Genomic DNA, 12,727 nt, shown 5'->3' with positions numbered 1-12,727 from the left:
ACCGCCCGCTTGCCGAAGACCGCCGTCGCGCGTACGCGGCGGCGGCCGAATTGGAGATACGGTCTGGGCTGGTGAACGCCGAACGCCGGTGCCCCTCTGGCCACCAGGGTCCAGCAGGGCACCGGCGTTGCCCATGCTGCTACAAGCCGTCGATCCCGATCACGACGCCGAAGGGGTCGATCAGCTGGGCGACGCGACGCCCGGACTCGATGGTCAGCGGGCCACGATGGTGCTCGCAGCCGGCTGCCAGCAGCAGCTCGCGGACCTGATCGACATCGTCCACCGCCCAGTACACGACCGGACTGCCGCCCGGGGGTTGCGCTCGTCGTCGGCGGGGTGGAATCCGACCCCGACCCCGCCGATCTCCACCCAGGCGTAGACGGCCCCGGTGTCGCTGACGTCCAGCTTCACGGGAACGTCCAGGACCTCACCCCACCACCGAGCCGACGCCTCGGGATCCGCCACGGCCTGGATCGCCAGGGGGGATCCTCTAGCCCTCCTCGCACACCGCCGACCTGCGCCCAGGACCGGGCGAGCCAGCGGGCGCAGGCCGGTTCACACGGCCTGGGGCTCGGCCTCACGCTTCAGGAGCTCAAGCAGCTCCGACGCCAGCTGAACGGCCTGGCGGTGGTCCATCGCAGCAAGAATCGCCGTCGCGCTCTCCCTGGGGTCCGCTGGAAGAAGCCGCACTGTGACCACGCCAGGCCTCTGACCATCGCTGGCCTTCGGCTGCTCCGGCAGGGCAGGGGAGTAAACGCCGTTTACACCCGAGCGCTGCGCCTGCTCGCTGTTCGAGCGCTGTTCCGTCTGGGCCGGAGGGTAAACGCCGTTTACGCTGCTCGGCGCTTCCCCGTCCTGCGAGGAGGCCTGGGCACCCTTCCCACGCCCGGCCTTGGCCGCCGCCTTCGCCGCTTGCTTGTCTGCCGCGGCCGCCTGCGCCTGCTGCGCCCGCGCCATCTGGTCGCCGGGCGCGAGTTTCCCAGCCCTCGCCTCGGCACCGATCTTCCGCGCGTCCTCGATCGCGAGGTCTCCTGCACTCGCGAGTTCCTGGAGTTCAGGAGCGAGGTGGAGGAGCGCCAGCCGCTGACCGACCCATGCGGCGGACTTGCCGAGCTTCCGCGCAACGGCTGCCTGGTTACCGCCGTACACCTCGTTGACGAGCTGCTCGATGGCCTGGGCTTCCTCGAACGGGGCGACGTCCTCGCGGTGGACGTTGGCAACGAGCGCCGCTTCGACCAAGTCGGACGCCGTAGCTGCGAGCTCGTCGTTGAGGTCGACGCGCAGGGTAGGCAGTCCGGCCCGCTGGGCCGCCCTCAGACGCCGGTTGCCGTCGAGGGCGATGAAGTCGGCGTCCCCGAGCGACGTCACCTCGCAGGTGTCCGTCTGGACCACCGTGCACATCCGCAACTGCCCCTGGCGGGACGGGAGCACCATGACCCTTCCGGCGCAGACGCTCAACTCGGTCTGCCAGGCTACGGGCGAGACCGTCACCGACCCGGTCTACGGCAGCAACAACTGGTGGACGTACGTCATCCTCGGCGAGAACTCCGGATGGATCTCGAACATCTACCTCCGCGGTGACGCGCACCTGAACAACGTCCCGGACTGTGCATCGATCACTCAGCACTGAACAGCACCCCGGGATCCGAGCTGCGCGGCAGGCCCGTCCAGGCACTTCGTCGGGCGGGCCTGCCGCGCCGCCGTGTCCACCGAGGGCGGCCTGGGCACCTGGTCATGGCCGACCGATGCGCAGCCGGCCTCGGGGCGCGGTGGTCGCGGGCGTCGAACGGTCCTGCTCACTCCTTGCCCGCGGGATGCGGCCGCTGCAGCAGGGCCCGCACGGCTCCCGGCAGTTCGCCGACACTGCGCCGGAACACGCGGGTCATGTGCGCCTGGTCGGCGAAGCCGTACTTCGCCGCCAGCTCCCGCAGCGGCTGTCCTGCGGCGAGTTCCTCCGTCACCGCGCGCACCCGCAGCTGATTGCGGTAGCCGGTGAGGGTATGGCCGGTGACCGACCGGAAGACCCGGCTCAGATGAAAGGGCGAGCATCCGGCCTCCCGACTCAGCTCCTCCAGCCCCAGAGTGGGCGGACCGTCCGTCAGCGCGGCGCAGACCCGACTGACGAGTCTGCGGTGCGCTGCCGCGGTGGATGCCTTGCGGCCGCCGTGGGCGGGTGAGCGGGCTCCGGCGAGTCGGGCCATCAGGCTGTGAACTCGCTCGGCCACCTCGAACGCGTCCGTTCCCGCCCTGCAGGCGGCCACCAGGCTTCGATGGGCGACATCGACGCGGGCGGTGATCCGAAGGACACCCGCGGCGCCCGCCGCCGGACACTCGCCGTGGATGTCCTGGCGGTACTCCAGGACGGTGCTGAGATCGCGGATGCCGGGCAGGTGGGCGATGGACATCTCGCCGCCCTGAGCCACCATGAAGCCCATCGTCGGGTCGATGAAGTCCTCACTCCCGGCCGTGCGCAGCAGGAAACCCCCCGAGCGGACGAGCGAGACGATCAGTACTGCGTCATCGGGCGTGCCGGTCGTCGCCTGCCTGAATGACTGGTGATCGTCATGGCAGGCGAGCTCGGTGATCCGCAGGCCTGTCTGACGGCTGAGGCGGGTTCGCCTGACCGGGTCGCCGTCCTGACCGTCCCGAAGCCTGTTGCCTTCCGCCCCCTGGTGGTGCGTCATGTTTCCCCCGAATCACGCCTGATGTTCGATCAGAACCGCACTCTGGCAGCGATGGAGGGCGTGTGCCGCACGGTTTACGCGGATGGCGGACGCTCGACCAGGAATTGGCCGGAGCACGTCATGATTGGCCGGTGGGTCTCCTCGTCCGGGTAGCCCCACGTGATGAAGGCCTCGGCGCCCGGGCGGTAGCAGCCGGGCAGCAGCAGGCGGGAAGGGAGGCGTGGCCGTGCAGCACGGGCCCGAGCGACGAAGGGCTGGCCGACAGTTGGCCTGCCACGTCACACTACTCAACGTGACTCGACCGGCCCGCGGGCCGCCGTTCGCGAACTACAGCTCGCCTCCGCCTTCACGGCCTCGCCGGCGTCGCGCACCTCGGGCGTGGCGTCGGGCGGGCTGTCAGGGCGCGGGGTTCTCCGCGCCCTCGACGTCGGCGAGCAGTTTGCGCAGGAGCCCGTCCAGGGTGGCCCGTTCCTCGCCCGAGAGGCCGGAGAGCAGCGCGGTCTCGTTGGCCGCGTGGTCGGTGAAGGCGGCGTCCACGAGGGCGCGTCCGGCCGCGGTGAGGGCGATGCGGACGCTGCGCCGGTCCGCCGGGTCGGTGCTGCGTTCCACCAGGCCCGCCGACTCCAGCCGGTCGATCCGGCTGGTCATGCCGGCCCGCGACATCAGCAGCAGCGCGGCGAGTTCGGAGGGCATCAGTTCGTACGGCGCGCCGGAGCGGCGCAGGGTGGCGAGAACGTCGAACTCGCCGCGCTGGAGGCCGTGTTGTTTGAACACCTCTTCGATGACCCGGCCCGCGAGCAGCGCGAAGCGGCCGAGGCGGCCGATGGTGCCGACCGCCGCCAGGTCGAGGTCCGGGCGCTCCCGCCTCCACTGGTCGAGCATGACGTCCACGTGATCCATGGGGGCATATTATTCGATGGGAGATAGTTAGACGCAGTACTATCAGGCAGGGAACTATCGGATCGCTCGCTGCGGGGAGAGGGCAATGACGTTGATCGGACCGGAAGCCGTGGTGGTACGGGGCGACGAAGCCGAGACCATCCGGATGCTCGGCGGCGAGGGGCGGCTGTTGGCGGACTCCAGCGCCACGGGAGGCGCCCTGAGCACCCTGCGCGTCACGCTGGGGCGCGGCAAGGACGGCGCCACTCCGCACTACCACGGGGGGTCCTCGGAGCTGTTCTTCGTCGTCGACGGCTCGGCCCAGGTGCTGGTCGGGACCGAGGTGGTCACCGCCCGGAGCGGCGACCTCGTGGTGGTGCCGCCCCATCTGCCGCACGCCTTCGCGGCGGCGCCGGACTCCGGGACGGACCTGCTGATCGTGATCACCCCCGGGGTGGAGCGCTTCGACTACTTCCGCCTACTGGAGCGGATCCGCGCGGGCGAGGCGACGGTCGAGGAACTGCTCGCCAAGCAGGACCTCTTCGACAACCACTTCCTGGAGTCGCCGAGTTGGCGCGACGCCCGGGCAAAAGCCGCCCGGTCCGAGCCGTAGACCGCCCGGCACCGAGCCCGGCCCGACACCAGGGAAGGAACCCCATGACCGACACCCGCACCATCACCAACCCGCCCGGCCTGCACGACCCGACGCCGTTCGGCTACAGCCACGCCGCCTCCGCGCCCGGCGAACCGGTGTTCATCGGCGGCCAGTACGCCTCCGACGCCAGCGGGCACGTCGTGCCCGGCGACTTCGCCGCCCAGGTGGAGCTCGCCCTCGCCAACCTGCGCACCGCCCTCGCCGGGGTCGGCCTCGGCTTCGAGCACGTGGTCCGGCTCGGCTCGTACATCGTCGACCACGACCCGGAGAAGCTGGCCGTCCTCGGCAAGGCCCTGGCAGGGGCCTGGGGCGACCGGCTGCCCGCGCAGACGCTCAGCGGGGTCGCCTCGCTCGCCCTGCCGGGGATGCTCTTCGAGATCGATGCGGTCGCCGTCCGGCCGACGGTGGGGGCAGCGGGCTGACCCGCCCACACACAGGAGTCGGTGCCGGGGCCGTCGCTGCGGAACAGCACCCGCAGGAACGGGCCCGCGCCCTGCTGGAGAGCCTGGGCGGCGACGACCGGGCGCAGCGGGCCCCGGAATAGCTCGACGGCGTCGAGGCGGCGGTGTTCGCCCGGCACGGCCGAGGACGGGCGGCGGCAGGGCGGGCTGTCGGCAGCCCGCCCTGAGCAGGCTCGGCGGTTCACGCCCTCCGGCGTGCGTTGGGGGCAGGGCGCGCCGGGTCTCGTCCGCTTGCGGCCGGCGGGTCTACCAGATGCGCTTCGAGATCACCGCGTTGTCGGGGAACAGGCCGCTCCTGGCGCCGTTCCACCTGATCGTGATCGTCCACGAGGTGTTCCCCAGGGGTGTCGGGAACACCGCCGGTGTCGAGGCGGACGGGGCCGGGGAACCGGCCGGGCGGCGCCAGCCGTCGAAGGTGCGGCCGCCGTCGCTCGACGTGGTCTCCCACACGTATCCGTCGTTTCCGATGCAGGAGATCATGACGCGCTGCTGCTCGGCGTAGCCCGGCTGACCGGGGCCGACCACGGTGGACTGGTTCCCGAGCCGCGCCGCCCCCACGCCGCTGGCGCACTCGCCGCCGCCGTTCACCTCGGACAGGTCCAGGACCGCGCCGGTCGTGGGATCCGTCGTCTCGCGCCACACGTGGTGGTCGGTGCCCGTGAAGAAGCTGCGCAGCACCGATCGGTAGTACTCGGTGCCGTAGACGGCGATCTGGCTGTCGCCCTCGATGTCCGTGGCGTTGGTGCCGAGGAGCGCGTGCGAGTCCACCCGCCAGCCGCTGGAGGTCAGTGTTCCGTTGTAGTTCCTCAGGAAGGTGGTGTTGATGCGCCGGTAGGTGTTCGGTGCCTCGATCATGAGGTCCCGGGTGGCCGAGCTGATGGTGAGGATCGGGCTGCCGATCGCGTTGGCACCGGCGGGGAGCCGCACCCAGTCCGTCCAGAAGTTCAGGGACCCGTTGTTCGCCTGGCTGTACCAGATCTCCCCGTCCGTGCCTCGGATGACGACCATCGCGCGCCCCGGGGGGAACTCGACGATGCGCGGCGGCGAGGTGGTGCGGGAGGCGTTGTTTCCGCCGAGCGGGTGCCAGCTCCCGCCGTTGTAGCGGAACCAGATGTTGCTGTCCGTGCCCCGGGCGACGTCGTACGTGGCACCGTTGATCGTCACCGAGTACACCGCCGACAGCACCCGTGACTGATTTCCGTCGAGACTGATCCACTCCGTCTCCGCGGCCTGCGCCGGACCGGGTGTGCCGGCCAGTACCAGGACCACCCCGGCGAGCGCGGCCAGCATCGCGCGCCAGCCGCGGGCCATACGCTGACGAACCAAAGACACAACGATCTCCCTGCCGTTTACCTGCGACGTCCGGCGTTCCGTACGTGGCGTTCGCGTGATTCGTGTGAGGAGTCTCGTCCTTCGTGGTCACGGTGGTTGCCGCTGCGCGCACTGGCGGATGCCCGCCGGCGCACGGAGTCGCGCCGCCTGACGACGCGTCACGCGCGCCGTCTGACGAGGCGTCAGGCTCCGTCGTCCCGAGGACGTCACCCGGTGCCGGGGCCGCCTGCTCCAGTTGCCCGGCGAGCCGGAAGGGCAGGTCCTCGCGCCCGTACCCCGCGGCGAACTGGATGCCGATGGGGAGTCCGTTCGCGGGGTCGCTCTCCACCAGGACGAACTCCTCCCGGTCGACGCTAAGGACGAGGTCCAGCAGCGCGGCGCTGCACCGGGTGCCGCACGTTGTCCCGTCACCGGCCGTAGCGCGGCGTGCGGCCGGCTGCCCGTCCCCTGGGCTGGGGGAAGGCCACCGTCGCGGGGCCGGGGCCCGGGGCGGGGAGGACGCGGGGCCGGGGGCCGGGGGCGGGCGTTACATTGGGCGGGAAGGGGCTCCGATCCCCGACGAGGTGTGGCCGATGCACTCGATCATCGACTGGCTGGACGGCCTGTCCGGCCCGGTCGTGTACGCGGTCGTCGGTGCCATGGTCCTGGCCGAGGACGCCCTGTTCTTCAGCTTCTTCATCCCGGGCGAGACGGCCGCCGTCCTCGGCGGCTTCCTCGCCGACCAGGGCAGGGTCTCGGTCGGCTGGATGGTCCTGGTGGTGGTCTGCGCGGCCGTCCTCGGGGACTCCGCCGGCTACGAGATCGGCCGCCACCTCGGCCCGGCGCTCCTGCGCACCCGCCCGCTGCGGCGCCACCGCGAGCGGGTGGACAAGGCCCGCGAGCTGATCCGCCGGCGCGGGCCGGCCGCCGTCTTCTTCGGCCGGTTCGTCGCCTTCTTCCGTCCCCTGGTGCCGTCCCTGGCGGGTGTCTCCCGCATGGCGTACCGGCGTTTCCTGCTCTACAACGCCCTCGGCGGTGCGGCCTGGGGTGTCGGCTTCACCCTTCTGGGCTACTTCGCCGGAGCCGTCTACACCAGGGTGGAGGGCACCGTCGGGCGGGTCACGGCGGTGACGGTGGTTGTTCTGGTGGCCGTCGCGTTCCTCGTGCGGTATCTGCGCCGGCGCCGCTCGCGCCGTCGTGCGGGGTCCGGCGACGACCGGCCGTCGCGGACCTGAGGACGTGGGGGCCTGGGGGCCTGGGGGCCTGGGGACCTGGGGGCCTGGGGACCTGGGGGCCCGGTGTCCGCGCCGGCGACGACGCCGTGGCCCCCCGAGCCCCCCGGCGCTCGCGCCGGGGGGCGGGGTGTTCAGGGGATGGCGGGGTGTTCGGGCCGGTAGACGGTCAGTGCGGCGGTGGCCTTGGACAGGCGCAGCCGGTCGGGGGCGGGGACGGCTTCGCCGTCGACGGCGAGGTGGCGGACCTCGTGGAGGTCGGTGAGGTCGAGGGCGGACAGGCGTGCCTCGCGGTAGACGCGGGAGGTGGCGAGGGTGCCGGTGAGGAAGGCGAACAGGAGGCGGGTGCGGGCGAAGGGGTGGCTGCCGTCGACGGCGCGGATGTCGAGCCGGCCGCCGTCCAGGCTGGTGCGGTGGGTGGGGGCGAAGCCGGGCGGGTCGTAGGTGCCGTTGCCGGCGAAGAGCATCCACAGGGTCCGGGGGACGCCGGAGACGGTCAGCCGTACGGGTTCGGCGCGGGCCAGGACGCGGACGAGGGCGACGGCGAGGGCGGGCCACTTGCCCAGGCGGTCCTCCAGGTGTTCGCGGGCCCGGACGAGTTCGGGGTAGATCCCGATGCTGAAGGTGTTGAGGAACACGTGCCGCTGCCCGTGGTCGCCGGTGGCCGAGGCGATGTCGACGGCGCGGGCGGTACCGGCTTTGACGGCGTCGGCGGTGGAGCGCAGGCTGTGGGTGCCCAGGTCGACGGCGAAGTGGTTCAGTGTGCCGCCGGGGAAGACCGCCAGCGGAAGGTGTTCCCGGACGGCGACGGTTGCGGCCAGGTTGACGCTGCCGTCTCCGCCGCAGATTCCCAGGGCCCCGCCGGACTGCTTAGCGAGGGCCGCGGCCCGTTCCAGCAGCGCGGCCAGGTCGTCGCCGTCCTCGCACAGCCGGATGTCGGCGTCGGGCAGTTCCCGGCGCAGTTCCTCCTCGACGGAGCGCCCGCGGCTGTCGGGGGCTGTGAGGGGGGTGGCGCCGGAGGCGCCGTTGACCACGATGTGCAGGCCGGCGCCGGTGGGCAGTGCGGGGGCCCGGACGGCGGGGGCGGCGGTGTCGGCCGGGTGGTCGCTGCGGCGGGGCCACCAGCGCAGGGTGAGCGCGGCCGTCCCCGCGCCGAGGGCGGCTCCGGCCAGGACGTCGCCGGGGTAGTGGACGCCGACGTAGACGCGTGAGGCCATCACCGCGGCGGCCACGGGAGCGGCGATGGCGCCCAGCAGCGGTGATTCGACGGCGAGGGCGGTGACGAAGGCCGCGGCGGAGGCCGAGTGCCCGGAGGGGAAGGAACTGGTGACGGGCTGTTTGAGCAGGCGCCGCACGACGGGCACGGGGTCGAGGGCGGGGCGGGGCCGGCGGGTGAGGCCCTTGGCGGCGATGTTGGCGAGGGCGGAGGCGAGCAGGAGGGAGCCGGTCGCGCGCAGGGCGGCCCGCCGTGCGGTGCGGTTGCCGGTGGCGCCCAGCAGTGCCGCGCCGCCCATCCACAGCTTCCCGTGGTCGGCGGCGCGGCTGAGGCGGGAGAGCCACGGGTCGGTGCCGCGCAGGCGGCGGGAGGCCACGGTGACGAACAGCCGGGCGTCGAGGTCGTTCAGGGCTTTCCTCATACGGGGGCGTTCCTCCTTCTCGTGCGGGAAGCGGACGGGAGGGCCGGGCATGCCCGGCCTTCCCGTGCGCCGGGGGTGCGTTGCGTCTCGGGTGCGGTGCCGTCCCCATTACCGGTACCAGAGACGTCGGCCGCCGGCATCGTCGCGGTGTGGATGGCGAACGTGGATGGCGAAGCCGAGGGGCTGCGGCGTGGGCGCGGCAGCCGACCGGGCGCTCGGGTCGGGTGCCGCCCCGCCCCGGGTGGCGAAGCCGGCGGGGGCCCGCCGCCCGGGGCGTTCGTCAGGCCGCGCGGGCGAGTGCCCGGGCGGGCTGCGTCTGCTCGTAGGCGTGGCCGACCCGTAGGAGGACGGGCTCGCCGAGGGGGCGGCCGAGCAGTTGCATGCCGATCGGCAGGCCCGCCGGGTCGTGGCCGACCGGGACGGTCAGGGCGGGCACCCCGGTGATGTTGGCGGGGGCGCAGAGGCGCACGTAGGCGTCGGAGACGCTCTCGACTGTGCCGTCGGGCCAGGTGAGCGTCTCCTCGCCGGCCCCGACCGCGGTCGTCGGGACGCTCGGGGCGGCGATCACGTCGACCTCCTCCAGCATCCGTGCCCACTGGGCGCGCATGAGTGTGCGGGAGCGTTGGGCGCGCAGGTAGTCCCCGGCGGTCATCAGTTCGCCGGCTTCCAGGAGGACGCGGACGTCGTCCCGGTACAGCTCGGGGACCGTGCGCAGGCTGCCCTCGTGGTAGGCGCCGGCCTCCGGCACCATCAGGCCCCACTGGGTGGCCTGGATGTAGCGGGTCATCGGGATGTCGACGTCGACGAGGCGTGCGCCCAGGGCTTCCAGCTGTCCGATGGCGTGCCGAACGGCGGCCTCCACCTGCGGGTGGACGTGGTCGAAGTAGTAGCTGCGCGGCAGGCCGATGCGCAGCCCCGTCAGGTCCGTGCCGGTACCGGGCCGGTAGTGCGTGGCGGGCTGGGGCAGCGAGGCGGGGTCGCGCGGATCGTGTCCGGCCAGCGCGGTCAGGACCAGGGCGGCGTCCTCGACGGTGCGGGTGATCGGACCGACGTGGTCGAGCGACCAGGACAGGGAGGTGACGCCGTGGCGGGGGACGAGGCCGTAGGTCGGTTTGAGGCCGACGACCCCGTTGAGCGCGGCGGGCACCCGGATCGACCCGCCGGTGTCGGTGCCCAGGGCGAAGGTCGCGGTGCCCGATGCGACGGCGACCGCGGAGCCGCCGCTGGAGCCGCCGGCGACCCGGTCGCGGGCCCAGGCGTTGCGGGTCTGCGGGGTGGTCAGGCCGAACGCGAACTCGTGGGTGTGGGTCTTGCCGAGCAGGATGGCGCCGGCTGCGTTCAGGCGCGTGGCGACGGTGCTGTCGGCTGTCGCGCGGTGGCCGGCGCGGACCCGGGAGCTGGCCGTGGTGGCCATCCCGCTGACGTCGATCAGGTCCTTGAGTGCCATCGGGATACCGTGCAGCGGTCCCCGGTAACGGCCGTGGGCCGCTTCGTGTTCGGCTTCGCGTGCGGCCCGGCGCGCCTGCTGGGCGGTGACCGTGACGTAGGCGCCGAGGTGCGGTTCCACCCGGTCGAGGCGGTCGAGGACGGAGTCGACCAGTTCGACGGGGGACAGTCGCCGGGCGCGGATCGCGTCGGCGGCGGCGGCGAGGGACAGCTCATGCGGCCGCATGGTGTTCCTCCTGTCCGGCGCGGTAGGCGGCGGCGGGCGGGACGTCCGCGAAGTCCAGCTCGCGCAGGACCGCGACGACGCTGTGGATGTGGTTGGCGACCGCGGCGACCGCGGCGTGGCGCTCGGCGGGCAGCACGAGTCCGGCGCGGGCGGCCCAGCGGGCGGCCTCCGGTGGTGTGAGTTCGGCGGTGGGCATGGAGGTTCTCCTTCTCGGTCGAGGGTGGAGTGGCGCAGGAGCCGAGGCCGTAAGGGCCGGGGGTCTGCTTGAGGTGGCCGCAGGCGCCGCGGCTGCTCGGCGGGCCCGCGGGGGGCGGCCGGGCGGCGCCGGTCGCGTGATCGGGCCGCGTGATCGGGCCGCGTGGTCAGGCCGCGGTGGGCGGCAGGTCGGTGCCCGGCTCGGCGAGCAGCCGGTAGTGGCCGTTCTCGCGGCGGACGGTGCCGGCCGTGGGCTGCGGGAAGTGGGTGCCCAGGAGGAGGGCGTCGGTGTCCGCCAGGGCTTCGAGCAGCCGGGCGCGGGTGCGCACGGCCTGGGCCGGGTCGGTGTCGACGCAGCTGTGCACGTGGGGGTGGGACAGCTGGACGGGGTGGTGGATGCTGTCGCCGGTGATCAGCGCCCGGCGGTGGCTGCCGCGCAGTTCCACGGCGACCTGCCCCGGGGTGTGGCCCGGGGCCGGGACCAGGAGGACGCCCGGCGCCACCTCGTGCCCCTGCTCGGGCACGGCCACGGGGTCGTACTGTCCGGCGTCGCGGACGGGGTGGACGGAGTCGCGGAACATCTGGGCGCGGGCTTCGTCCAGGTCGGTGCCGGCCCAGTGGTCCCACTCGGTGCGGCTGGTGAGGTAGCGGGCGTGGGGGAAGGTGGGGACCCAGTCCTCGCCGACGAGGCGGGTGTTCCAGCCGACGTGGTCGGTGTGCAGGTGTGTGGTGATCACCAGGTCCACGGATTCGGGAGGGAAGCCGGCCGCCGTCAGCCGCTGCGGGAAGTCGGTGTCCAGGGCGTTCCAGGCCGGGTTGGCGCGGTTCTTGCCGTTGCCGATGCCGGTGTCGACGAGGATCCGCAGACCGCCGGCCTCGACCGCGAAGCTGTGGCTCGCGAGCCGCGGGACGTCCGCGTCGGCGAAGTCGGGGCGCAGCCAGGCGGCCTCGTCCAGGACGTCCTTGGTGGCGGCCGGCAGCAGCCAGGGGCCGGTCTCCCGGGGCAGTTCGATCTCGTCGATGCGGCGCACGGTGATGTCGCCGAGGCTCCATCCCGTGGTCGTGGAGGGGGTGGCCGGGCGGGGCGTGGCGGTGCTCATCGGTGGGTCCTTTCGGCGGTGCGGGGCGGTGGCCGGTGCGGGGCGGTGGCCGGTGCGCAGCGGGGCGGTTTCGGGGCGGGGCGGCGGGGCCCGGTCAGGCGGTGCGCGGCTGCCGCGCGGTGCGGGCGAGGCCGGTCAGGGCCAGTAGGACGACGGTCGCGGCGTGGAGCGTGACGGCGGTCCACAGGCCGTACAGGTTGGTCAGCAGGCCGGCGAGGACCGCGGGGATGCTCATGGCCAGGTAGCTGAGGACGTAGTAGGCGGCGAGGGTGCCGGCGCGTTCGCCGGGGGCGGCCGGGGGCAGCAGCAGGCGCAGGGCTGCCTGGGTGACGGCGCCGAAGCCCGCGCCCGCCAGGGCGGTGCCGGCGAACAGCGCGGACAGGCTGTGCAGGTGGGGGGCGCTCAGGGTCAGCAGGGCTCCCGGGACCAGGAGCGCGGTGCCGGCGAGGCTCACGGTGCGGGCGGGCAGCGCCCGGGCGGTGTGGCCGGCGAGGCCGGCCGCGGCGGTCAGGGTGAAGAAGACCAGGCCGCCGGTGGCGGGGGCGGTGTGCGGGTCGATGAGTCGGGCGAGCGAGGGGCCGAGGGAGGAGTAGAAGCCGCCCAGGGCCCAGGCGGCGGCGATGCCGGGCGTGGCGAGGGCGAGGGCCGGCCGGGAGGCGGGGGCGACGGCGATCGCGGGGCGCAGCGAGCGCCATGCGCCGGGGTGGGGGCGGGCGGTCTCGGGGGTGAGCAGGACTGCGGCGGCCTGCGCGGTGAAGAGGAGGAGGAGCAGCAGGTAGACGGTGCGGGTGGGGGCGGGGGCGTACTGCACGAGGGCGGTGGCGGCCAGCACCCCGGCGGCCATGCCGACCGCGGGGGTGGTGCCGTTGGCGAGCGTGGCCCGGCCGGGGCGGTCGGGGTC

At 73.5% G+C, this 12,727-nt stretch carries 14 protein-coding genes; 4 read left to right on the top strand and 10 right to left on the bottom strand.

The window, feature by feature from the left end:
• Positions 1-139: 139 nt before the first annotated feature.
• Both VM95_RS44615 and VM95_RS39030 read right to left on the bottom strand, forming a co-directional pair.
• Positions 140-283 carry a VOC family protein gene (locus VM95_RS44615; RefSeq protein WP_244178924.1) on the bottom strand — a complete coding sequence of 48 codons (144 nt, stop codon included), beginning with the start codon at positions 281-283 and terminating at the stop codon, positions 140-142.
• A 272-nt stretch (positions 284-555) separates the two neighbouring features.
• The gene (locus VM95_RS39030; RefSeq protein WP_157882183.1) at positions 556-1,392 is read right to left on the bottom strand and encodes a ParB/RepB/Spo0J family partition protein; all 837 of its coding nucleotides are present in this window, start codon (positions 1,390-1,392) and stop codon (positions 556-558) included.
• On the opposite strand from VM95_RS39030, the gene VM95_RS24100 reads away from it, so the two are divergent.
• Positions 1,376-1,630 (top strand): hypothetical protein, encoded by a 255-nt coding sequence (locus VM95_RS24100; protein ID WP_052706671.1) that lies wholly within the window; start codon positions 1,376-1,378, stop codon positions 1,628-1,630. The genes VM95_RS39030 and VM95_RS24100 overlap by 17 nt on opposite strands.
• Before the next feature lie 166 nt (positions 1,631-1,796).
• Here VM95_RS24100 and VM95_RS39025 read toward each other — a convergent pair whose 3' ends face one another.
• Together VM95_RS39025 and VM95_RS24090 are read right to left on the bottom strand one after the other, a co-directional pair.
• The gene (locus VM95_RS39025) at positions 1,797-2,684 is read right to left on the bottom strand and encodes an AraC family transcriptional regulator (RefSeq protein WP_052706670.1); all 888 of its coding nucleotides are present in this window, start codon (positions 2,682-2,684) and stop codon (positions 1,797-1,799) included.
• A gap of 396 nt (positions 2,685-3,080) precedes the next feature.
• Positions 3,081-3,584: a MarR family winged helix-turn-helix transcriptional regulator gene (locus VM95_RS24090; protein ID WP_045700165.1), complete on the bottom strand. Its 504-nt coding sequence runs from the start codon at positions 3,582-3,584 to the stop codon at positions 3,081-3,083.
• A gap of 85 nt (positions 3,585-3,669) precedes the next feature.
• Here VM95_RS24090 and VM95_RS24085 point away from each other — a divergent pair, with 85 nt between their 5' ends.
• Both VM95_RS24085 and VM95_RS24080 read left to right on the top strand, forming a co-directional pair.
• Positions 3,670-4,176: a cupin domain-containing protein gene (locus VM95_RS24085; protein WP_045700164.1), complete on the top strand. Its 507-nt coding sequence runs from the start codon at positions 3,670-3,672 to the stop codon at positions 4,174-4,176.
• Positions 4,177-4,220: 44 nt separating this feature from the next.
• A complete protein-coding gene (locus VM95_RS24080) occupies positions 4,221-4,640 on the top strand; it encodes a RidA family protein (protein WP_045700163.1) in 420 nt (139 codons plus the stop codon).
• 285 nt (positions 4,641-4,925) lie between these two features.
• On the opposite strand, the gene VM95_RS24075 is transcribed toward VM95_RS24080, so the two are convergent.
• Positions 4,926-6,005, bottom strand: coding sequence for a PLL family lectin (locus VM95_RS24075; RefSeq protein WP_157882182.1), 1,080 nt, complete (start codon positions 6,003-6,005; stop codon positions 4,926-4,928).
• A gap of 578 nt (positions 6,006-6,583) precedes the next feature.
• Here VM95_RS24075 and VM95_RS24070 point away from each other — a divergent pair.
• Positions 6,584-7,225 (top strand): DedA family protein, encoded by a 642-nt coding sequence (locus VM95_RS24070; RefSeq protein WP_045700161.1) that lies wholly within the window; start codon positions 6,584-6,586, stop codon positions 7,223-7,225.
• 131 nt (positions 7,226-7,356) lie between these two features.
• Here the strand turns inward: VM95_RS24070 and VM95_RS24065 are convergent, their stop codons facing one another.
• From VM95_RS24065 to VM95_RS24045, 5 genes are all read right to left on the bottom strand, one after another.
• Complete coding sequence (locus VM95_RS24065) at positions 7,357-8,859, bottom strand: bifunctional phosphatase PAP2/diacylglycerol kinase family protein (protein ID WP_045700160.1); 1,503 nt, start codon at positions 8,857-8,859, stop codon at positions 7,357-7,359.
• A gap of 280 nt (positions 8,860-9,139) precedes the next feature.
• A complete protein-coding gene (locus tag VM95_RS24060) occupies positions 9,140-10,531 on the bottom strand; it encodes an amidase (protein ID WP_045700159.1) in 1,392 nt (463 codons plus the stop codon).
• Positions 10,518-10,727, bottom strand: coding sequence for a hypothetical protein (locus VM95_RS24055; RefSeq protein WP_045700158.1), 210 nt, complete (start codon positions 10,725-10,727; stop codon positions 10,518-10,520). Before VM95_RS24055 ends, VM95_RS24060 begins: the two co-directional genes overlap by 14 nt.
• Before the next feature lie 166 nt (positions 10,728-10,893).
• Complete coding sequence (locus tag VM95_RS24050; protein ID WP_045700157.1) at positions 10,894-11,826, bottom strand: MBL fold metallo-hydrolase; 933 nt, start codon at positions 11,824-11,826, stop codon at positions 10,894-10,896.
• A 94-nt stretch (positions 11,827-11,920) separates the two neighbouring features.
• The coding region (locus VM95_RS24045; RefSeq protein ID WP_045700156.1) for an MFS transporter at positions 11,921-12,727 on the bottom strand (807 nt) is incomplete at its 5' end.

This window comes from Streptomyces rubellomurinus (assembly GCF_000961885.1).
In the GTDB taxonomy this organism is placed as follows: Bacteria; Actinomycetota; Actinomycetes; order Streptomycetales; family Streptomycetaceae; genus Kitasatospora; species Kitasatospora rubellomurina.
The sequence above is the reverse complement of the archived record's forward strand: the minus strand, read 5'-3'. Positions and strand labels throughout refer to the sequence as shown.